This is a genomic window from Thermoanaerobaculia bacterium, from assembly GCA_035593605.1.
In the GTDB taxonomy this organism is placed as follows: domain Bacteria; phylum Acidobacteriota; class Thermoanaerobaculia; order UBA2201; family DAOSWS01; genus DAOSWS01.
The window spans coordinates 1-23,078 of sequence record DAOSWS010000005.1 but is presented as its reverse complement, the minus strand read 5'-3'; the positions used below and the strand labels follow the sequence as shown (position 1 = coordinate 23,078).

Here is a 23,078-nt window from a genome sequence, read left to right as displayed (position 1 = left end):
AGAATAAGGCGCTTCAAGGTACGGGGGTCAGGACTCCGTGATGGAGCTTGAGACGGGTTCGACCTCGTTCTGCGACCGAAGGGTCATGGGTCACCACGAGGACTGTCGTTCCCTGTTCCTCATTGATCCGAACCATAAGATCCATGACCTGGTCACTCATGGCCTCATCAAGGTTCCCGGTAGGTTCGTCTGCAAGAAGGACGGCCGGATGCTTGACAAGGCCTCTGGCAATGGCAACTCTCTGCTGCTGCCCACCTGAAAGTTCCTGGGGAAAAGCGTGGGCATGGGATGCGAGTCCGACCTGTTCAAGAACGGTGTCGACACGCGTATAGTCCTTTGGGATTCCGCCATTCATTATGTCGAGGGCCATGGCGACATTTTCCCAGGCTGTGAGGGTAGGGATCAGATTATAGAATTGAAAGATGATACCCACCGAATCTCTTCTGAAAACGGCAGCCTGCCGATTGTCATAGGTGGAAATATCCTGATCCCCGATGAGGATGGAACCCGAATCGGGCCGCTCCAGGGCTCCGATCAGGTGCAGGAGGGTACTTTTCCCACTGCCACTGACGCCCTGGATCGTGACAAGATCCCCCTCCCGAATTGTGCACGAAAGATCCGAAAGGACAGCAACCCTCAGCGTTCCCTGGCGGAACGCCTTGGATACTCGATTCAGTCGGATCATGTGAGGGTCAGGCTGAAATTTGATGCTGGAGCAATTTGGCCAGGCGGGATTTGTAACGAGAGGCTGTCGCGTCCTTGATGATCCCCTTTTTCGCAGTCAAGTCAATCTCCCTGGCAACAGTCGGGAAATAGGCCCGGGCGTTCTCCAGGTCACCGGATTCAACTTTCGATCGAAAAGCCTTGATCATCGTGCGCATGCGCGAACGGCTAACACGATTGCGCTCTCTTAGCTTAAGGTTCTGCCTGACTCTTTTCCTGGCGGATAAACTGTGCGCCATGCTTCTTCCTCCCTTAGTGGACCGGGATACCGAGTTCTTCTAATCTGGACTTGGCTTTCCTGGCTTCTTCGGAATTTGGGTATTCGTAAATCACGTACTGCATTTCCACGACGCCCTGAGGCTTGTCCCCCATGGCAAAAAAGGAGAAACCCTTTTTCAACCGGGCTGCGGGGGCCAACTCGCTTGACGGAAAACGAACGAGCAGACGATCGTAAGCCTTGATAGCATCGGAATATTTCTTCATTGCGTAATGGCATTCCCCGATGTAAAAATGGGCGTCATCGGATGTTTCAGTCTCAGGATACTCTTTCAGGTAATCGTCAAATCCGCTGATGGCCAGCTCATAATTTCCCTGGAGATAGTCCTGATATGCCTGCTGATAGAGGCTTTCCGGGGGAACGATTACGGATCCGGATCCCGTTTCAACCGGATTCTCTCCCGCTCCGGATTCTTCCTTTCCCGGGAGAGCTGCCAGTCGCTTCTCCGTAAGGGCCAGCTTCTGCGAAAGTTCCGCAAGCCGACGGTTCGAATCGGTAAGCTGTGTCTGTAACGATTCAATGGATCGGGACAGGTCCTTAATATCCGTGGCCACGTCCGCGTTCGATCTCAACAGGGTCTGGATCTCTTTCTGGAGGCGAGCCACCGCTTCATCAATATCCGTGCGGTTGGGTGACTGCGCCTGCAGGTTGATGATCTCCGTGTGCAGAGAGTTGATTTCCTTGTGCAGACGATCCATATCTTCCGTCGTCACGCATCCGACCATGAAGGTGACGGAAAGGAGAAGGATCGGTAAGGCTCGGCTCATCGGGCGGTAATCACAAAGTGGGCACGGCGGTTCTGCGACCAGCAGGATTCATCGTGGCAGGTCGAAAAGGGCCGGTCCTCACCGTAGCTGATGACATCCACGCGCGAAGCGTCGACACCCAGCGATACGAGATAGTCCATTGCCGCGCTGGCGCGCTTCTCGCCGAGAGAGAGGTTGTACTCCCTAGTTCCCCGTTCATCACAATGACCTTCAATCATGATCTTGATCGTGGAGAACTTTCGGAGCCATTCCGCATTGGCGGCGAGGCCGGTTCTGGAATCTTCCTTCAGATCGTACTTATCAAATTCGAAATATACATCCTTCAGATAACCCTTACGGTTCAGTTCGGCAACATCGGAAGGGATTTCCTCTTTGGGCTGCGGCTCCTGAACCGGCTTGACGACTTCAGGCTTCACTTCCTGGGCCGGGGGTTCGGGTGCCGGTGCAGGTTCTTCCACAGCCGGAGGCTCGGGAGCCGGGGGTGCGGCCTTCTTATGTGCACAGGCGAGAACAAGCGTGAGGGAGATAAGCGTGACGGTCAATAAAAGTGCGTGACGCATTCCTGGCTCCTTTCGAGAGAAAAATGGAGCGGGAAACGGGATTCGAACCCGCGACCCCAACCTTGGCAAGGTTGTGCTCTACCAGCTGAGCTATTCCCGCTCGGCTCATACTATACATGAAGCCCTGTGGTATGTCAACAGAATCCGGCTTTCTCGCATGGACATGCCATCGATCCTCTCCCCCTATTCTCCGCTATCTGCTCTGGCCTTTTCCCTCCGCTTCCTGTATTGTGGTGCCATGGTCCGCAAAACCTACCCTCGCTGCAGGATTCTGCCACTCGAATGACACAGGATTCTGCGGTACTTCTGGTCAATCTGGGATCTCCAGACTCCACTCAGGTTCCCCACGTGCGACGGTACCTCAGAGAATTCCTCATGGACCCACGGGTCATCGATGCTCCGTTCCCGATCCGCTGGTTGATCGTTCATGCCCTGATCCTGCCGACAAGGCCCAGACACTCTGCAGAAGCGTACCGGTCGATCTGGACGGCGAACGGATCTCCTCTGATTCACCTGAGTCAACAGTTGGAGTCAAGGGTGCGGGAAAGATTGTCCATCCCCGTTTTCCTTGCGATGCGTTATGGAAATCCGGGTATACGGAGCACCCTTTCCGCCATCCTGGCCTCGATGAAAGACAGCCTCTCCGAGCTCCGCCTCCTCCCCCTCTATCCTCAATACGCCATGTCCACCTTCGAGTCGGTGGTTGTGGAAACCAGACGGAACCTCAAGCTCCTGGCCCCGGACATACGTCTCAAAGTGATTCAACCCTTCTTCAGGGACCCCCGTTATATTTCGTCCCTGGCCGAGCTTGTCCGTCCGTTTCTGGAAAGGGGAGCGGACCACCTGCTCTTCAGTTACCACGGCCTTCCCGAACGCCATCTTCGAAAGACCGACCCGACCGGTCACCATTGTCTGATCCAGCCAGACTGCTGTTCGACACCCTCCCCGGCCCATACGTTCTGCTATCGCCATCAGGCCATGGAGACAACCCGGGCGGTGGTAAAGGAACTTGGAATCGATTCGGACAACGTATCCCATGCCTATCAGTCCCGCCTGGGAAGGGACAAATGGCTTGAACCCTCCACGGAATCGGAACTGATCCGTCTGGGAAATGCGGGGACGAAGAACCTCGCCGTTCTCTCACCTTCCTTCGTGACCGACTGCCTGGAAACGCTGGAAGAACTGGGGATCAGGGGTCGAGATACCTTTCGTAAGGCAGGAGGCGAAACCATGGATCTTATCCCCTGCCTGAATGTAAGCCCCGGATGGGTTGAGACCGTAACCGAACTCATCCAGGATGAAAGTGCCTGGAAAGAAGATACCCCCTGATCCCTTATTCCCGGAAATCTTCCCGGGCAGCAGAAGGAATCGAATCAGGGAATGACGGCAATCGCCTCAATTTCGATTCGAACACCCAGGGGCAGACCGGCGACCTGAATCGTGGAGCGGGCCGGTTTGTGTCCCTCCATGAAGGCTTCATAGATTCCGTTAAATTCTGCAAAGTTGGCCATATCATCCAGAAAGACCGTGGTTTTTAAAACATCTTTCACCCTGCACCCTCCCGCCTCCAGAACGGCCTTCAGGTTTGCGAGTACCTGCTGAACTTCCTGCGCGAAGCTATCGTTCACCAGCTTCCCGGTTTCGGGATGAAGTGCGATCTGGCCGGAGGTAAAGATCCACCGACTCATTTCCACCGCCTGAGAATAAGGGCCAATGGCCCTGGGTGCACGATCCGTTTGAATGGTCTTCATAGATCCTCCCGAATAGACTCAATATTTAGCTGCCTCTGTAACCTGTATACGGAACTGGAGAGCTTCAGCGACATGGGACGGTTCAAGTATATCTTTATCTTCAAGATCAGCAATGGTCCGCGCAACCTTCAGTGTGCGGTGAATGGATCTTCCGGAGAGGCCGAATCGATCCATTGCCGATTTCAGAATTCGGTCGATTTCCGGTTCCTTAGGACAGAAGGTTTCAATCTCCCTCGGTCCCATGCACGCATTGGTCCGCCCCGGAATCTTCAGCCGCTGGAACTGCCTCTTTCTGGCATCGGATACCCGCTTTCGAACCTCATCGGACCGGGGAGAATGGGAATCGGCTGTGAATTCATCGTAAGTAAGAGCGGGCACATCGACTGCCAGATCGATACGATCCAGCAGGGGACCGGAAATTTTGGATCTGTACCTTGTCACCTGTGTGGGCGTGCACTTGCAGGGCTGCTTCGGATGGCCGAGATGACCGCATGGGCAGGGATTCATCGCGGCCACGAGCATAAAGCGGGCCGGAAAGGTCAGTGAACGGTTGGACCGGGTAATGGTCACAGATCCATTCTCCATGGGCTGCCGCAGTGCCTCCAGGGTGTCCCGACGAAATTCCGTCAGTTCATCGAGAAAAAGAACGCCATTATGAGCCAGTGTAATTTCCCCCGGTCTGGGAACCGTTCCCCCTCCCGTCAGACCCGCATAAGAAACCGTATGGTGCGGGGAACGGAAGGGACGAGCCCACAGAAGAGACGTGTCTGGAGGCAGCAGGCCTGCAGCGGAGTGGATCCGGGTCGTTTCCAGAGACTCCTCCAGCTCCATGGGCGGAAAGAGCGTGGGGAGCCTTTGAGCCAGAATACTCTTGCCCGTGCCCGGAGGTCCTACCATCAATAGATTGTGGCCGCCGGCCGCAGCAATTTCCAGAGCCCGCTTTGCCTGCCATTGCCCCCGGACATCGGACAGGTCGACACTGTACATGGTTCGTTCGGATGGAGAAAGCGCCTCCGAAGGTTGAGCGGGGATCCGATCCACACCCCCCATATGGCCGGTGAGATCTTTCAGGTGGCGAACGGGACGGACGGCAACATCATCACATACGGCAGCCTCAGGGGCATTATCCCCGGGGACAAAGAGTTCTTTGACTCCTTCCCGGGAAGCCATCAGGGATATGGACAATGTCCCGTGGATTGCCCTTACCTCACCCGAAAGGGAAAGCTCTCCAGCCAGGAGTGCATGATCGGGAACATGGGGAACCTGACCGGAAGCATTCAGAATGGCGACAGCCAGAGCAAGATCCAGCTGAGTACCCTCCTTTTTCAGGTCGGCCGGTGCCAGGTTTGCGGTAATGACTCCGTCGGGAAAAGTAAATCCTGAATTTCGGAGTGCGCTTCTGATCCGTTCCCGACTCTCTTTGATTGCCGTGTCCGGTAGTCCTACAACCGTGAAGGCGGGAAGCCCGTTGTGGATATCCACTTCGATTTGCAGCGGGAAAGCATCGATTCCAACGAGAACAGCGGAACGTACCCGGGAAAGCATCAGTCGATACGCAGTAGTTCTCCGGGACGGATAATGGAAGAAGTCAACCCATTGGCTCGTATCAGCCTGTCAACCGTGGTATGAAACCTCTGGGCGATGCTGAACAGGGTATCCCCTGAACGTACTCTGTAAGAGGATGGAGACGACGCACCTATCCCCTTTCGTCCCGGTATGATAAGGGTTTGCCCCGGAAAGATGCGGGATCGTTTGGTCAGGCCGTTATAGGACAGCAAAGCATTCAGGGATACGCCAAACTTACGGCTGATGGACCATGGCGTATCCCCTCGCTGCACCCTGTAGGTAACCTGCTCGGGAAATTCGGGAATGTACAGAACCTGACCTTCCTGAATCCCGGAGGAGGAAAACGCCGGGTTGGCGGCCAGGAGAGTCTTGGATTGGATTTCATACCGGGCCGCAATGGAACTCCAGGTCTCACCTGACGTAACATGGTGGGTAAGGAGAGATTCATTCATCCGGTCTACGACCTCCGCCGGAACGGTAATAGAGGCACCGGACGGCGGCGTAAATCCGGATACAAGGTGTGGATTGAGATTCAGTAGCGTTGACTCTTCCAGCCCCAGCCTTTCCGCCATCTTCTTCAGATCGGCGGCAATGGGAACCTTCGTGGAAGTAATCATAACGGGCTGTTCAGGTTCAAAGGAAAAACCGTAGGCCGATGGATTCTGGCCGATTTTCATGGCCGCCAGCACGGAAGGAACAAAGTTCCGGGTTTCCCGGGGCAGACATCTTCGTATCGCCCAGAAATCCTTCTTTCTGCACCTCCGTATGGCTGATTGAACTCTCCCTTTTCCGGCATTGTACGACGCTAGCGCCAGCTCAAGTCCTCCCATCTCATCGATCAGATCATTGAGGTACCGCACCGCCGTTTTCGTACCCCGATCCCAGGATGCACGTTCATCTACATAGGGAGTGACCGTTAGCCCGTACAATCTAGCAGTACCGGTCATAAACTGCCAGGGGCCGAACGCACCCACACGTGACCGGGCGTGAACCTTGAAGGTACTCTCCACCATTCCCAGAAAGAGGTAGTGTTCAGGAAGATCACCCTCACGAAAGATTTGGGAGACACGGGCGAACACGGGAGCGAGCCGGTCCAACCCTTCCTGGAACTTCTCCCTCCCTTCTCCGGTAAAGTAATCGATCAACCGCTGAACAGCCGGAGAAGGAGGAAGCATGGATACATCTTCAGGGATAAAGAGTTCAATATCGGTGTCATCCAATTCAACATCAGGCGGCGGTGGTATGGGAAGCGGATCAACCTCGGGTTCCACGTCCAGTTCTTCCATCTCCGCTTCCGAAAAGAAGGGTTCGCTGAGGGGTTCGATTTCGGGAGAGGTTTCGACGGGCGCGGGTGTCGTTGTCTGACAGGCAAGCCCGCAGAGAAGTATAAGAAAAATGAGGGGAATAATCCCCCTCATTGGCCCTCGAGTTTGACTTTAAGGTCCAGAAAGAGTTGAGCGATCGCTTCCGCACCCTTCAAAGAGATATCCAGGTTGCGAACTTCGGTCAGTGCCTTATTGGATTCATCATCCAGCCGGATGCTGATCGAGATTTTTCGAGCCCTGGATAGGTCTTTCCGCTTGACAGTAATATCGAAGGTTTTCTGAATTTCCTTCTTGTGGTTTGCGGATGAAACCAGCAGATCTTCAAGAGAGGAAGAGGTACCGCTGATCCGTGACTGTTTTTTCTTTGTGACCGGGGTCTGCTTCAGTTTTTCCAGTTCGGAGAGAACATCCAGGCTGTGCTTGACCTTAACATGTCTGACTTCAAGTTCGGCGGAAGGCCGCTGGGCGGACGTGGCAAATTCCACCTTGTCTTCCTGCGAATCCGCAGGGGTCTCGGGAGGCGGAACTGGTCTGGACGGCCTGGCGGGAGGCGCTTCCCCGGCTGGCACTCCCCTGGGAGGCGTGGGGCGTTCGGCCTGTGACGGTATTTTCTGGTCAGATTTTGGAGGCGCTTTCGGCGGAGCCTTGGGGGAAGGAACCGCCTGTGCAACGGTTGGTCGGGGAGGTTCCCTGGTGCCCTGGGGGGGTCTCGGCAATGGAGTGGGCTGGGGTCGAGGCTGCGTTGCACCTGTGAGCCGATTTCGGAGAGCTTTCAGGGTCTGTTTCGAAATCTCTTTCAGAGTTTCAAAGACTCCCTCCCCCCGCACAGCAACTGCGGGATGGTTGGGATAGTTCGAAGGGTTCACAAGCCGGTTCAACTCCTCAAGGGGCAGAACATTGGGAAGATCCCGCTTGTTGTACTGGATGACAACGGGAATATCATCCAGGTCAATCCCAAGTTCATCCATGTTTTCCCTGAGGTTTTTAAAGCTCTCCAGATTGGCGTCCAGCATCTCCTTCTGGCTGTCCGCCACAAAAACGACTCCATCGACGCCTTTTAGCACAACCTTCCGCGTGGTGTTGTAAAAGACCTGTCCGGGCACCGTATAGAGCTGAAGCCGGGTCTTGTAACCGCCGATCCGGCCGACCTCGAGGGGCAACAGGTCAAAAAAGAGAGTACGGTCGGCTTCGGTTTCCAGACTGACCATCTCACCCCGGGTATCAGGGGAAGTTCTCTGATAGATCTGTTGAAGGTTGGTAGTCTTCCCGCACAGACCCGGCCCGTAATAGACAATTTTTACGGTCATTTCCTGGGTAACGCGGTTCATGAAGACCATGGCGAACTCATACTATCACCAAAGAGTAGGGAGGTCAACGAATGTCAACGATGTGAGCACATTTCAGAACGATTGATACCGAGACGGAATCTTGGAATCAGAGACCTGCACTATTCGACAATCCAATGGTTATTTCCAGGGAAACGTTTCAGGAAGGAATCCCGCGTCTGCGGAACAGATCATCATAATGGACCTCCTTGAATGACTGTTCAACTCATAATTCTTTCCCCATCAATTCATGGCAGGCCTGATCAATAGACATGGACCTGTAAAGGGTTTGGACAGAGTTGATTTGCCTTTGACCGCATCGCCTCTTTCGTACCCGTGTCTATTACTTTCATATCTTCCGGTTTGCAATCGCTGCAGGCGCTCACCAGTTCAGACTGGGGTGTCCTGCCGGGCTGCATCGCCTTTACAACATAATGATACCGATGCGCATGCCAGTAAATGGATCGATAGGAAAAGAGGGCCCAGTAGGTTGTCTCCGGGGGAGCGCCCGAAACCGAAATTTCACAGACATCTCCCTGCTGTTGAGAACTTCCCGATCCCGTGGAGCCGGTCGATCCAGCGACGGTCCCCCCTCCTCCACCACCCGTGGATACACACTTGTTTTGTTTCCATGTATACCCCGGACAGTCGCATATGGGTGCATCACTCCACGCGCTGGGATAATGATATTTCGACTCACAGGGATCCGTCGAAGCCCCGGTCTGAGGCCGGGTGGAAGTCGTTCCTGGAGCGTATCCGCCCCCCCCGGTGGCTCCCCCCGTTGTCTGTGTCACCGTAGCCATTGCGGATGTGAAGGTCCGCAAGAGATCCCCCATGGCGGCCGCCGTCTGCTGCTGATCCCGGGATCGTGCATCGGCAATCTGGGAAGAAATGTTGTCGTTGATCCGGTTGATATCATCCACCATGCAGTTGGGAGCAATGCTTGCCGCCATGTTCAGTGTTTCCCGTATGTTCTGCAGCTGCGTCACGCTCAGGTTTCCCTGGGAAAGCTGATTTTGAACACCGTTCAAAATACTCAACGCCTGCTGTTGCTTCTGCGCATTGGTTTGAATCACCGTCAGATTGGCCTGCAGCCATGGATGGTCCGGAGAAATAGTGGAAGCATTGTTGGCGCTCTGCAGAGCATCCTGAAACCGGCAGGAGGCAAAATCCGATTGGGCCTTTTGAATCCATCGGTTCGTATCCGGGTCATAGGTGCCGCCGGAATCCGGCAAAGGATCGCTCCCATCCGGATCGGTAGGGTTGACTTCAATCACCTGTGTGCTTCCGACAGAGACCCATCCTTCCGCAGAGCCGTCATCACCCGAATCCTCTTCAGGCTCCACGGATTCATCCTCCGACGAATCTTCATCCTCATCCGAGTCCCCTTCTCCCTGCACGGCATCCTGGCATACTTTCGCCTGTTCCGCCGCCGATTCCGCGGGTTCAACAAAAAGTTCCGTCGCACTGACCAGGGCCTGAAGATCCTGAAATCCCTGCAGGGCAGCCGAATCCTGGGGAACATCATCCAGGATGTTGCGAACACCCTGAAGCTGACCTTCCATGAGGCTCACCGCCGACTGGTACGAAGCCACAGCCGCCTGCAGCCGTTCTCCATCGGCCCGAGCCAATTCGACCTGGGCCGTGATCTCTTCCGTATGCTGGTTGACCTTGTTTTTCCGGAACATTCCCTGCGTCTTGTCCTTAATCTTTGCAAATGCCTTTTTAATTCCCGTGGCGTCCGTCTGAGTGCCCTGTTCGTAGTAGGCCCGGACAGTCCCCGCGATCCCGACTGCTTCCTGGTTCAACGAAACCAGTTCCTCCAGCTGAGCCATTACGGTACCCACAACTTCCTGTGAATCCTGGTCGAGGGATAAGCATTCGGAATCCGCGGGAAGACGGGAAAGAATTTCATCACGCTTCCCCTCCAGGGAACTCAGTTCATCGGACCATGCCTTTACACCGTCCAGCTGCTGCTTCATGACCTTGAAATTCTGGCGTGCCAGCTTCGCGTTAAATTCCGTCAGCCGAACCGCGACATCCAGCTTCGGGATATGCTGGACGCGTACAAGATTGTCCCCGCCGGACTCTTTGATAATCAGAGCTTCCTCACATGCCGTAAGAGCCTGTTTTTCCGCCTCACCCCGGGCGGTAGCCACGGTGGTTCCCAGTTTTTGAGCCCTGGATGTAAGCTCGCCGAGGTTCAGGTCTCTTCCGAGCAATGCATCCATCTCCCCTTTCCATGCGGTGGCTTCCGAACGAAGTCCTTCCATTTCTCCGGAACGGCCCCGTAAGATGCCCAGACAGCTTTCCAGACGCGGAATCATGGGGGCCGTCGAAGACTTGATCGTCGCGGCACCGGCAGCAACCTGGCCGGAAATCTCTTCAATTCTTGACATCATGGCTTCGACGTCCCCGTCTTCCTCCATTTCTTCCACATCTTCCGGCATCGATTCCAGAGCCGCCTTCAACGTTGCCATGTCCCGGGCAATCTCGCTTACCTGACCGGCGGATTGTGTGTATTGTGCCGACACTTCATTGAGTGCCTGCTCCGCCTTCAAAGAAAAATAGGTCTTCAGGGTGGTATGGATATAGTCAGTGTAATATCTTGCCGCAAATCCCTTACGGTACCTCTGCAGCAAATCGCCGGTGACATTCCCCCAGGAAGGCGGAAGGCGTTTCCCGTCCAGTAGATATTCGGAGGCATTGATTTCCGCGTTATCCCAGAACTCCATGAGCCTGCGTTCCACCGCCTCCATCCCCTCCCTCTCTGCAAGCTGTGCCCATTCCAGCGGATGAGGGTACTTGGCCTCCATGGTCGCCACGTATGCCTGCCACCAGTAGGTCTCATGCTCGGAAAAGGCATAGGAGATGAAACTGTTCAGGGCATAGTTGATCACTTCGACACCAAACATGGCCACGCTCAGACTCTTACTGCCGATCTGCCCTATCAGCCAGTCCCGAGTCACACCTGTCATCTTTGCAACGGCGGAGAGCTTGGCCCGATCATCTCCACGATAGGCAGCCAGGCAATCCTGCATGATGCTGTAGGCAGTCAGGCATTTCCCCACCGTACTCATGCCGCTGGAAATCCTCTGGGTCACAGGTACGCTTTCGTACTTGGTAACGATCGTTTTGACATTCTGGATTTCGTACATCCCCCAGCCCGGTCCCGCGTTGGGATTCCACTTCTGGACCGGCATGTTCATGATCGTTTCAATTTGCGTTGTATAGGCTCCACCGGAAAAATCCGTAATGAAGGACATGAGGTCTTTCGTTAAACCATATTCCCCGCTCATGGTCTGGACTGCCATGTCCAGATCCGAAGGCGTCTGGATCTGCCGAATCGTGGAGCCATATTTTGCGAGGATAGAATCGGGGTCGACCGATTCAGCGGTTCCCGGGGAAGAGGCACATAACCATACGACTGACAGAAACAGGGCCAGGAAACTTCGGTTCATGACTTGCATCCTCCTTGTTTCTCTCCTACCATCATTTCAGCCATTCATTCCATCATGACCAAAACCTGCAGGCTTCCCCCTTCATCTCTGCAAGGTTTCGTACAAAAAACCCATACATTCTCGCCCTTTTTCTTTACCGGGCTGTCATTCAATCGTACCGTACAGGAGAAAGGGTGTCAAGAAAAACCCACACGGGAATGTTCATGGTTTACCGAAAACAATCTGTTTGATTCAATCTGGAAAAAGAAAAACTCCCCGGCGAGCCGGGGAGCAACATACCTGCACAGGTTTGAAACCTATTTTGAAACCACAGGCAGAACGATCTTATCCGCGTTCATGCTGACGGGTGCATACTCCTCTTCGGGGATCTTCATGTATCGGGCAACAGAGGGTACCAGCCGCGAATAGAAAACCTCCGCGTGAATAGTCACATCACCTTCGGGAAGATCTTTGGGAACCTTCCAGGTAAAGGTCTCCCTCCTGGCTTCCAGGGGCTTCAATCGATAGTCGACGCCCAGTGAAGCCGTATGCCATTGAGCAATGGTCATTCTTCCATCGGGATCGAGATAGGGAAGCCTGAAGATCCTGTCCCCTGCCGGAACGTCCCCGTCCCGCTTAATCCCCTTGAAGTTATCAATCCCCTTGATATCGCCGATATCCTGATATGCATAGGCCTCTGGATCGGCAATCAGGAGCTCCTCGCCCGGGAAACCCTTCGGGTCGACCGGAAGATGGTAGGTGTTCCCTCTGGCATCTTTAGCCTCTACGTGAAGCCATACGAGCCGCTCCTCCGCAGAACCGCTTGGAATACTGTGCCCGGCTTTGGCATTCAGAACGAACGCTTCCAGGGTGAGGGTTTTCCCCGGTTTCACCTTTTTCGCATCGGCGTAGAGAAGAATTTCCGCGGCTCCCTCGAGTTTTCCCGTATCGTGCGCCCCATGGAAGAGATGCTGTCGGACGTCGTCGTATACAGCACCGGCTGTGACCGAAGCACTCCTGGCAGGCGTCATGTGACAGTCCTGGCAAAGCACGCCGGCCTTCCCCTGAGGACTCTCCTTCCATTCCAGGTGAGTTGATTTCACCCAGATCCCGTAAGGATCTTTTTCATTGTGGCAGGTTCCGCAGAACTCCGCCGTGTGAAGGAAGGGAGTGACTGCGATTTCGTGGTAGGTGCTCTCCCCTCCCTTGCGGGTTCCATACTTGGTTTCGCCGGGTTCCACAACAAAGTTAAAGTTAAAGGGAACTTCGCCTTTGAATCCCGTGATCGTGTGGCACAGGTCACAGGAGAGCGAATCGTTGGCGCGGCTTTCCTCAGCCGGTTTTTTCGGGGGGATATCTCCGGTCAGAAAGGCAACCGGCGCATGACAGCCGTTGCAGCCCGCTTCGACCTCCGCCACCTTCGGGAGCTTTCGTGCGTGGGGAAGGGCCAGCTCATAGTATTCCACTTCATCCCAGATGTGGGTGAAGGTCTGGCTCATCATGGATCGGTCATACTGTCTGTAAATCGATTCATGACAGGAAGCGCAGATTTCGCTCGATTCGAAGTCGTCATAGGTATAGGTTCCTTCCGCAAAGAGAGACCCGAAGACTGCAATAACAACGAACAATACAATGATCCAAATCTTTTTCATACCTTCCTCCCTTGTGAAAGATCGTTCAATGCTATCGTAGTGTACCACGAGCAGAACGCTCCGTTTCCAGTCACCCTTTTCAATTGCGATACAATAGGGCTATCAGCAATCTTTTAATCATGGAGGCACCATGCCTGAATTTGACATCGTAAATAAGCTGGATTTGCAGGAAGTCGACAACGCCGTCAATCAGACCCGCCGCATGATCACGACCCGGTATGACTTCCGGAACTCCAAATCGGAAATCAACCTCAACAAGAAGGATCATCTGATTACGATTCTGACTGAAGACGAGATGAAGATGCGGGCGCTCAAGGAAGAGCTGATCGGCAATATTGTCAAGAGATCCATCGATCCGAAGGTTCTCAGCTTTCAGGAGATCAAGCCTGCGGCCAAAGCGCAGTTCAAAATGGACGTCAACCTGATCGAAGGCATCGACACCGACACGTCCCGTCTGATTGTAAAGCTCATCAAGGACATGAAGTTGAAGGTACAGGTGAAAATGCAGGATCAGCAGGTCCGGGTTTCGGGGAAAAAAATCGATGACCTCCAGGCCGTCATTCACATGCTGAAGGAGAAAAACCTGGAAATCCCCCTCCAGTTTGTCAACATGAAGTCGTAACTGTCGCTCTCCAAAATCCGGCTCTTTTTCTAATGTCAAACGAAAGAACGATTCTTCAGTCGCAGACTCCGTCGCCGGGATCATCACCCAGGATTCCACACCCGACTCCCGCTGCCTCCAGGCCTCGCGCCAGACCGTCCCCGTCGTACCCGGGATGGCCCGCCGTGTTGGCCATGTTCACCCACACAAGGTTAAACCAGACATTTCCCAGCGAACCGGCATCAAAGGTGCCGTCACCGTCGCAGTCCGCCGTCCCGGTATATGCAGTAAACGTACCCAGAGCGCCATACAGCATAACGGCTGCGTTGGAATAGCAAGTCGTACTGTCATAGCTATAGGTAATAAAATCCCCATCCTTTTCCATCGTCATGGGATTTCCCGATGCCGTCCCTCCATCCCCCATGGGCGGAGGCGTACCGCTTTCGCATCCGTCATCCTGACCGATTTGAGGAGCCGAGCTGGTAGTACAGATTCCGTCCATCGCGCGAACGACAAAGGAGTGGACACTGCAGTTCCCCGGGTTGTACAGGTACGGACTGGTAATTCCTGTGGCCACCTCATGGCCGTCCATCCAGAGATCGTGACTCTGCGCGCCGCTCCCGCCCAGGAAAGAAATCAACAGGCCGGTACGGGATCCCGGAAGCGCGTCGTTCACGGAAGTGATCGAAGGGACCCCGGGCCACGCGATGGTATTGAAAGCTTCTCCGCATGCAAAGCGGCCGTCCGTCACCGTTCCGCAGTCATTGAATGCTTCGATGTAGTACCCGTATTCGGTTCCCAAAGATACTCCCGTGTCCTCCCACGAAGTTCCGGTCAGCCCTGTGGCGACGTTCCCCCAGTTGTTGGGTCCGCACCCGTTTGTCCTTCGGTAAACGTTGTAGCTGATCGCCGGCGGCGTTGCCATCCAGGAGACCATAAGACCGCCGCAGCTGTCCGTCACAATCGGTGGGCCCGGAGGCACAGGTGTGTCATCGACATCCGCGAACGGGTAGCCGGTAGAGTCGGCGGTACAGGAGGCGCTAACGGCGCAGACGATGTAGACGTGGGTCAACGTATCCCCGGGGTCAAAGACGACAGGACTGGTGATCCCCGTGTCCACCTCGTTCCCATCCACCCAGAGGTCGTGACTGTCCGCCCCGGTGCCCGGTGTAAAGGTGATCGTCACACCGTCCTGGGCGCAGTCGTCGTTGTCCGTGATCCCTGTAATGGCAGGGGCCCCGATGGAGTTATCCTGGTCTGTGAACAACTGCGCCTCGGAGTCCTCTTCGCAGTCCCCGTTTACCGCCCGGACGACATAGGTGTGACTGACCGTGTCGCCGGGATCGTGCTGATGGGGACTGTTGATCCCTGTCGCCACAACCGCGTCGTCCACGACGAGATCGTGGCATAAGGCGTCCACTCCTGCGACAAAGGATATGGTCACGCCGCTCTGGGCACAGTCGTCGTCATCGGAGATGGCAGCGATGGACGGACTGCCTGGCTTCGTGACCCATTCACCCGTTGAATCGTTATCTTCCATAATATCCACACAGCACCAGGAATCGGAGACCTTGCAGTTGTAATCATGGGATTGTGCAGTCACATAGCTTGCCGTGTATGTGGGGTTTGTCGCGCCGGGGATATCATCGCCGTCTTCCGTCCACTGGTAGGTGAAGGATTCCGTTCCGCCGGTGAGATTCGCGGCGAAGACGATGGAGTCTCCCCCGCACACCGTTGTCGTCCCGTTGGGCGTCACGTCCACCGTCAATGTGCAGATGCCGTTGAACGTGGCCGTGCAGGTCTTGTCCCCATCGACGACGACATGCCCGCTCGCGTCACAGTCTCCACCCCACGCTATAAACTCAGAACCGGATTCCGCCTCGGCGGAGAGCGAAACCTGCACATCTTGCATATAGAAGCCGCTGCAAATTCCACCGCAATCGATCCCCAGGGGATTGCTTGTTACGGTCCCATTCCCCGTTCCCGTTTTCGAGATCGTCAGCGTCTTGTAGCCTGTCCGGACCGGCCAGATGCAGAGGGAGCTCGTTTTGGAGGTCTCGGTTATTGTCAAGAAAAGTGATCTTGTGAAATACCAACCCCAATCCGGGTGGCTCCTGAAGGTGGTGGAAGTCCAGTAATCACTGCAAAGATTGATGAAGGGATGATTCTCGGGTAATCCATCCAGGCGTGAATAGTCAACAAGACTGATGATTTCTTTGCGGTTGGGCACCCGCCAATCGGTCTGATGGCTCCCCCCGTTGCTCGTGTCCTGGCAGTTGTTCCCATTCATCGTCCCGTCGGTGTTGAGCTGGTTCACGTCGGAAAAGCCGGTGATCCAGGTCCTGCCTGTACCGGCACAGTTTGTATTTTTGAGCCAGATCAGGCCAGTCAGGTTATCGGTGGCCGTCCCGTCGCCGTTATCCGTGAACCTTGGATCGGGCCAGATCGCTCCAGCCCGAAGATCTCCGTCGTCTCCTTCAGCAGTGACCACTTTCACACCGGTACGCCATAATCTCGCAGGGAGTGAGGATATTCCCCTGACAGGCAGCAATGGGCCCCCACCTCCGGCATCCACATAGCCCCAGGCCATATCAACAGTGAAATCAGATCCCGATGAATAGGGATGTGCTGTCGAAGTCGCGGACTTTCCTGCGACAACATAGGAGAACCCCTGGGTGTTCAACCAGTTCGCGGAATTGAACACCCCGGAGTTATATAAACTCTCCAGCTCCAGGACATTGGGGAGGCGCCAATCGCCGGCCTGGGACCCGTCGGAAAGACCGCACTGGTTATTGGCGAGAGCCGCAATAGAAATCAGGGCATCCAGCCATGATGATGGGCTGAAACAACCACAGTCCGCCAGCCATATGAGACCCGTCAGTTCATCCGTAACCGTTCCGTCCCCGTTGTCCGTGAACCGTGGGTCGGGCCACGGAATTCCAGCCCGGAATTCTCCGTCCTGGCCGGTTCCGGTACAGCTGATCTGGGCCCCGGCTTCGTTGTAGCAGGTGGTCTGGCCGGTCTGCGGCAGACTGCTGCCGATGGGCCGATAACAGGGCTCGTTGACGCTGGCAAAGGTCACTTCAATGTCGTCGAGAAAGAACCCTTCGAACTCAACGACATCATCGGAAGACAGGTTCCACCGGATCAACACCGTCTGCCCGGCGAAGGGTGACAGGTTATGCGTATAGTTCGCCCATCCTACCATGCCGGCATTACCGGCGGGACCGGAAAAACACTTCTGTGCGGACGGGTATCCGCAGGCGTTTCTTGGAGGGTTCTGCGTGTTATAGAAGCTGCTTGGATAGAACTCATTCGGATTCACGGTGACCCAGGTATTTCCTCCATCCATCGAGATTTCCACAACGACACCGTCGTACCCCGTATGAATGTTGTACTTCACCCAATAGGAAAGCAAGGGATTGGAATCGGGCTGTAGCTCCAGAGGTGGAGTGGTGATGGCGGCGCACGCCCCGCGCGGATAGCGTTGACCGTCACGCGCGGCGCTGTAACTGTAGTGCCCTCCCCCCGTATGGTTTTGAAGGTTGGTGATGTGCCATTCCCCGCTGAGGGTCATTTTGGCTCCGGTGTCTCCCCCGTCATCCGCCCACGTCCCGGGAGACATCGAGGACGACCAGGCGGTACCGGGTCGTTCCACATCCATGAAGCTTTCATTCCCGCCGTTGGCCGGGCCGCCGTTCGACGTCGTGGAGTCTTCGGCCCGGACCACGTAATAGTAGGTCACATGGGAGTTGACACTCCTATCCGTATAGCTCGTTCCCCTGAAGCCGGGCTGGAGCAGGTTTCCCGGTCCCAGAATGAAGTAGGGAGTGGTGCCGCGGTAGATGTTGTACGAAACGGAAGGTCCCTGGGGACAGTTGCTTGAAGCCGGGTCCCAGCTGAGATGGAGCTCACAGTCTTCCGTGTCGGTATTGTTGATCACCGTTTGAAGGCCGGCGAAGTCAGGTCTCAGGGCACAGGCACCGCTGAATGTCGCCGAAGCAGTATCGGATGCCGCAGACTCCGTACATCCATCAACCGCACGAACTGTATACGTGTAGGTGTAGCCCCCCTGGACTAAGGTGTCCTCAAAGTTCGTGAAGGTTGTAGATCCGACGAGAGTATACTCCTCGGGATCCGGAGAGGAACCGTCGGCGCGGTAGATCAGGTACCCGGTGGCACCCGCGACGGAATTCCAGCTGAGGTCGATCCCCAGAATTTCGGTATCCACCGCGTTCAGCCCGGTCGGCGTGGAGATGGTACTGGCACAGTCGGCGAAGGTCGCTACAAGGGCGTATCCCTGCCGGTTGCTGTAGGGTGCCGTTCCCGTCCCATTAACGGCTGTGGCCTTGACGCGGAGCGTCCACATGCCCGTCGTGGGACTGGGGACCAGGACCCCTTCAACAGGGTTCAGGAAGTCGGCTGAGCCGCCCGTTGTGGATGCACCGCCCGAAAAGACGTTGCCCAGGTAAGTCGTGCTTCCTCCCGGGTCAACCACCTCCAGGTCCAGGTTGTTCACAAGGTTCACGGCAGCCAGGGTCGTCGATTCCGGGTCGGTCCAGACGAGATGGATCTCGAGGGGCTCCGTGCTCGACGTGACATTCACCCGGTACTCCACCTGCTCACCGGTGGACAGGCCGTTGGCGTTGCGAACATCCCAGGTCATAAGTCGGCGGGAGTCTCCCGTGAAATAGAGAACATTGTCCAGGTGTACCCTCCCCCACCCCTGGTCATTGGAGGGAATAGTGGAAACAGGACCTGACGTCAATGTGTCGATACCCCCCAGGGGAACAGCACCGTTGATCAGGCAGGCCTTCAACAGGGCCCCGGAGGGTATTCGTACATTTTCCGCGGCTCGTGATCCGGTCGGGTAGAAACCATCCATGAAGTACTGCCTCATCAGCGCCAGTAAACCCGAGACCGTTGGGGCAGCGTAGGAGCTGCCGGTGTGAGACCAGGTGGAACAATTGTCGTCCACATTGCTCTCGGTTCCCAGAGCCGACACGATCATTTCACCGGGGGCAACCAAGTCGGGTTTGCGCCGTCCATCAAAGACCGGCCCTCGACTGGAATTAATCAGATCATCCGCCAGAGTGCCCAATCCCCCATTGGTTGTGGACCCCACACTCACCACGTTCTTAGCCGTGGCGGGAACGCTGATCGTTCCGTCTCCCGGATTCGCACCGGCGTTCCCCATGGCCACGACAAAGAGAAAATCCTCATGACGGAACATAAACTCATCCATGTCCAGGGCATCGGCATAGTAGGCATTTCTCCTCAACCCCCAACTGTCGTTGTGGATCCGCGCCCCGGCTGAGTAAGCCTGGCTGAACATGTCGGTCAGGTCACCCATCAGGCCTGCCATGAAACCCGAGCTGTTCGTAACATCCTGGAACACCAGCTGGGCGTTGGGGGCCATTCCGTCTCCTGTGTCATGGCCATGGTACGTGGGCGTCGACAGAGTCAGATAATTGTCACCTACTGCAGAGCCGGAGACGCGGGTTCCATGAAAATAGTAGAGATCCCACTCATCGGCACCCGGCTGAACATAATAGGCAATCACTTTGTTACCTGGAAGCAGGAGACCGGTTTCAGGGGGATTCAAAAACTGCGGAAATGTCTTGCTCTCGATGGAGTCGTTATAACGAAAGAAGCACATGTCGGTATCCAGGCCGCCGTCTGCGACGCAGACAATCTGACCGGTACCCAGGATTCCCTGGTTCCAGATTGTCGCTGAGACATCATAATCGGTGTTGTTCACCCAGTCGTAGCTCTGGCCAACCCATATAGAGTGGTCGTTCTGAAGTTCCGGTGGTTCATAGAGAATCATGGAGAGAACATCTTCAAGATCGGAGCAGGTATCCAGGAATTCGTAAAGCCTGTCATGGGAAAAGGAACAGACCACACAGCCCCGCTGATGGTGATAGTCCGTTGTCATGAATTCGGCATCCTGGAAAGTGTGACGCAGGAATCGATGGACCGGAACTCCATCCCGGCCGGGAGCGGTGAGGATCTCGATCTGGACTGGATCTTTCATTGTCGTCCAAATCAGGGGGTCAATTTTAGCCCATTTAGGGAGTCTAAAAAGAGCTCGAATGGAAGAGATTTTCTCGACAGTTGGGATTTGCTCCGGCTTGAGCCGGAGGATATAGGCGTTGTTGGGAATGTAGTACAGGACTTCGGCTCCGATCTGGTTCAGATGATCCTTATCGCTCTTCCCTGGGGTCCTGTTGAACTGGGCGATATAGAGATAAGGCCCGGTTCCAGCATCTCTCCTGCAGGTCAGCCCGAAATCTATTTCTGATGGTATTGTTACGACTGGATCGAAGACCCCGGCCCGAAAGAGTATCAGGTCAGGATTGGCTTTCAGGGTCCCATTATCCTTCACGGAAAGCGGATCGAAAAGAGTTACGATGGGTTTATTTTTTTCTGTGGATGGTCTGTTTTGTTTTTCAAGAAGTATTTTCAATGCTTGAGCGGGAGAAGGATCCGGATTTGAATCCTTTTTCTCCAGATCAGAAACGGTCTTCTCTCGCAGGGCAGGGATAATGAAACCCTGTAAAGGTCCAACCGCATCTCCAAAGAAGAAAACCAGAACGAAAAAGAGAAACACCCTCTTCATGCAGATCCCTCCCCTTCTGGTATCGGACCTGATTCGTATCTTTACTTTCTACCGTTAATAAGGATGATCCACGCTTTTACTTACCATCACAGCCACATACATGGATCCATTATACACAGATTCGATCATAATGCGAGAGTAACTTCTCAGATTATGGACTGGAGTGATATCTCGATATACATCACAGGCGTCGGTGGGGAATTCGCAAGGATGGCCCGGGAAGTGTCGCAAATGTTGCTTCAGGGGGGCCGGCGGGACACCGGAACTTTTTATCTCTTTATTTTCAGATGTTTACGAATTTGTCCGGATAATCCCGCAGGGATTGGAACTCCGTAAATATATTATTATCAGTTATTTATGAAATGTTGGCTCCCCGTGAGGGACAATCTGGGAACAGAGCTTCGTAAACTACTGCATTCTCAAGGCGTCCTGCCACTGGATACAAACGCTCAATTCTGAGTGCTTTACTGGATCAGTCAGCTTCAGATTCCTCAGCTTTTTGGTTAATTTTCACTATCCACAGAAGATGTTCCAGCAGCTATATTCTAAGGTTAGCTTGCGCCCATATAACACATGTTATATAATAGGGAGGTATGGCACAGCAAAAGGACCAATTTATCAAGCGGGTTAAAACTGTTCGGAAGCAATTGCAAATGTCGCAGGCACAGCTCGCTCATGCACTGGGAGTCAGCTTTGCCACGGTCAATCGGTGGGAAAACGGCAAGACGGCACCCTCAACCCTTGCACTCCGGCAGTTCGCCCTTTTCTGCAGGGAACAGAGTAAGAAGGGAAAACTCCCCCATATGAAAGTCGAACCGTGATTCTGCGAGACCGGCATACTGAGGAGGTGAACGTAACATGAGCACCTTCGCCCCTGTCTTTACCATCACACATCGGATGACCTCCGCCATCACTCGCATTGAACGGGCACGAGGATTCCTGGAAGCGGCGCTTCTTTCCGAGGACTGGGTAAAGGAAATGGGTGCCCGGGCCCTTATCCTGGAAGCCCATCACACCACCCATATTGAAGGAACTCGGCTGACACTGGACCAGGCCGAACGGCTCTGGAACGGGGAGACAGTCCCGAATGCCGATCCAGATGACACGAGGGAGTTACTGAATTACCGTTCAGCTTTTGAGTTTATCTCGGAAGCCCTGGAGTATAGAGACCCCATAACCGAAGTGATGATCCGTGAAATCCACCGACGACTCGTGGAAGGGGTACGCGGAGGAAGTGCTGCACCGGGTCAATATCGCAAGGTTCAGAACTACGTTGTTAATTCTTCTACCGGCGAGGTGATCTACACGCCCCCATCAGCCATTGATGTGCCGTTGATGATGACCGAGCTGGTCCGATGGCTGAATAGCAATCCCGATATCCACCCGGTGCTTGTAAGCGGCGTCGCCCAGTTTCAGCTGGTCCATGTTCATCCATTTCTGGATGGCAACGGTCGCGCCTCCCGGCTTCTTTCCACTCTCTGCCTCTACCGGGCAGGATATGATTTCAAGCGACTTTTCACGATCAGTGAATTCTATGATCGGGACCGTCAGGCCTTTTACACGGCCCTGCAGAGCGTTCGCGAACATAATATGGACATGACGGTCTGGCTTGACTACTTTATTACCGGCCTGGAAACCCAGATGATCGAGGTGCGGGAACGGGGCGAACAGGCCATCCGTCGGGATGTGCTTGTGAAGAAACATGGTTTGAACGAACGACAGGCCAGGGCTCTCGCGCATCTCCTCCAACACGGCAAATTGACGATCCAGGATTTTGAATCCCTCTGCCCGGATGTGAACCGCCGCAGCCTTCAGCGGGACCTGAGAGGAATGCTTGCGAAGGAAATTATCATAGAAGTAGGTGTGGCTTCCACGGATCCGACTCGTCATTATGTACCGGGCAAGCTATGACAAGCTGTGACACCGAGCTGTGACATTACTGTGACACGAGCTGTGACAAAACAAAACAACCACAATCCGCTCAGGTCAGGAAGGAAGACGACGAATTTGAAAGATTACGTGGAGTGATTTATCTGAGAGCCTGCCCTCCCGTCCAAAAACGAGAGAGAACAAACTCCTGACCCTTCCGGGACTTGAACCTGTAAGTATATTATTATCTGTTATTTGAAAAAGTATGGCTCGGGCGGAGGATTTGACCGGAGCGTAACCCGAGTAATCAAACCTGTTTTTCTTATATTCTATGCGTAGCGAGGCGGTGAAGATACGTGAAAATGCAAGGAAAACGATTGAAAAATACCGGAGGCGTAGCCTGAGTTACGTCGAGGATTTTTGATTGAGTTTGACACAGCAGTTTTGCGCATATGGATCGACGCAGCAGCATGGAGTGTAAGAAAACAGGTTCACCCCGCGACGGCGGCGAGAGGGAGGCTGGGCGGGAGTCGAGCCTACCCAATGGTGAAAATCCCTCCGCAGTGACCAGACGTCCAAGGTGAATAAATTAGAATTTCA

Annotated in this window: 14 protein-coding genes, 1 tRNA gene and 1 pseudogene; 4 read left to right on the top strand and 12 right to left on the bottom strand. The window is 54.6% G+C overall.

Annotated features, from left to right (window positions below; translation table 11 throughout):
- Positions 1-13: 13 nt before the first annotated feature.
- From PLD04_03455 to PLD04_03435, 5 genes are all read right to left on the bottom strand, one after another.
- Positions 14-685 carry an ABC transporter ATP-binding protein gene (locus PLD04_03455; GenBank protein HXK67375.1) on the bottom strand — a complete coding sequence of 224 codons (672 nt, stop codon included), beginning with the start codon at positions 683-685 and terminating at the stop codon, positions 14-16.
- Positions 686-692: 7 nt separating this feature from the next.
- Positions 693-962, bottom strand: a complete 270-nt coding sequence (gene rpsT / locus PLD04_03450) for a 30S ribosomal protein S20 (protein HXK67374.1) — start codon at positions 960-962, stop codon at positions 693-695.
- A 13-nt stretch (positions 963-975) separates the two neighbouring features.
- Complete coding sequence (gene ybgF, locus PLD04_03445) at positions 976-1,767, bottom strand: tol-pal system protein YbgF (GenBank protein ID HXK67373.1); 792 nt, start codon at positions 1,765-1,767, stop codon at positions 976-978.
- Positions 1,764-2,327 (bottom strand): peptidoglycan-associated lipoprotein Pal, encoded by a 564-nt coding sequence (pal, locus tag PLD04_03440; protein HXK67372.1) that lies wholly within the window; start codon positions 2,325-2,327, stop codon positions 1,764-1,766. Before pal ends, ybgF begins: the two co-directional genes overlap by 4 nt.
- Before the next feature lie 24 nt (positions 2,328-2,351).
- Positions 2,352-2,427, bottom strand: a tRNA-Gly gene (locus PLD04_03435).
- Between the two features lie 182 nt (positions 2,428-2,609).
- On the opposite strand from PLD04_03435, the gene hemH reads away from it, so the two are divergent.
- Positions 2,610-3,656 (top strand): ferrochelatase, encoded by a 1,047-nt coding sequence (gene hemH / locus PLD04_03430; GenBank protein ID HXK67371.1) that lies wholly within the window; start codon positions 2,610-2,612, stop codon positions 3,654-3,656.
- A 44-nt stretch (positions 3,657-3,700) separates the two neighbouring features.
- On the opposite strand, the gene PLD04_03425 is transcribed toward hemH, so the two are convergent.
- The 6 genes and pseudogenes from PLD04_03425 to PLD04_03400 form a co-directional block, all read right to left on the bottom strand.
- Positions 3,701-4,078 (bottom strand): RidA family protein, encoded by a 378-nt coding sequence (locus tag PLD04_03425; protein HXK67370.1) that lies wholly within the window; start codon positions 4,076-4,078, stop codon positions 3,701-3,703.
- A gap of 18 nt (positions 4,079-4,096) precedes the next feature.
- A complete protein-coding gene (locus PLD04_03420) occupies positions 4,097-5,623 on the bottom strand; it encodes a YifB family Mg chelatase-like AAA ATPase (protein HXK67369.1) in 1,527 nt (508 codons plus the stop codon).
- Entirely contained in the window at positions 5,623-7,062 is a 1,440-nt protein-coding gene (locus PLD04_03415) for a LysM peptidoglycan-binding domain-containing protein (GenBank protein HXK67368.1), read from the bottom strand. Before PLD04_03415 ends, PLD04_03420 begins: the two co-directional genes overlap by 1 nt.
- A gap of 689 nt (positions 7,063-7,751) precedes the next feature.
- Positions 7,752-8,306, bottom strand: a pseudogene (locus PLD04_03410) (GTPase domain-containing protein).
- Between the two features lie 251 nt (positions 8,307-8,557).
- Entirely contained in the window at positions 8,558-11,755 is a 3,198-nt protein-coding gene (locus PLD04_03405) for a hypothetical protein (protein HXK67367.1), read from the bottom strand.
- 296 nt (positions 11,756-12,051) lie between these two features.
- Complete coding sequence (locus PLD04_03400) at positions 12,052-13,386, bottom strand: NapC/NirT family cytochrome c (GenBank protein ID HXK67366.1); 1,335 nt, start codon at positions 13,384-13,386, stop codon at positions 12,052-12,054.
- A 130-nt stretch (positions 13,387-13,516) separates the two neighbouring features.
- On the opposite strand from PLD04_03400, the gene PLD04_03395 reads away from it, so the two are divergent.
- The gene (locus PLD04_03395; protein HXK67365.1) at positions 13,517-14,008 is read left to right on the top strand and encodes a YajQ family cyclic di-GMP-binding protein; all 492 of its coding nucleotides are present in this window, start codon (positions 13,517-13,519) and stop codon (positions 14,006-14,008) included.
- A gap of 55 nt (positions 14,009-14,063) precedes the next feature.
- Here the strand turns inward: PLD04_03395 and PLD04_03390 are convergent, their stop codons facing one another.
- Positions 14,064-20,609: a S8 family serine peptidase gene (locus PLD04_03390; GenBank protein HXK67364.1), complete on the bottom strand. Its 6,546-nt coding sequence runs from the start codon at positions 20,607-20,609 to the stop codon at positions 14,064-14,066.
- Between the two features lie 593 nt (positions 20,610-21,202).
- Here PLD04_03390 and PLD04_03385 point away from each other — a divergent pair.
- Together PLD04_03385 and PLD04_03380 are read left to right on the top strand one after the other, a co-directional pair.
- Positions 21,203-21,430: a helix-turn-helix transcriptional regulator gene (locus PLD04_03385; protein ID HXK67363.1), complete on the top strand. Its 228-nt coding sequence runs from the start codon at positions 21,203-21,205 to the stop codon at positions 21,428-21,430.
- Positions 21,431-21,467: 37 nt separating this feature from the next.
- The gene (locus tag PLD04_03380; protein ID HXK67362.1) at positions 21,468-22,520 is read left to right on the top strand and encodes a Fic family protein; all 1,053 of its coding nucleotides are present in this window, start codon (positions 21,468-21,470) and stop codon (positions 22,518-22,520) included.
- Positions 22,521-23,078: the final 558 nt, after the last annotated feature.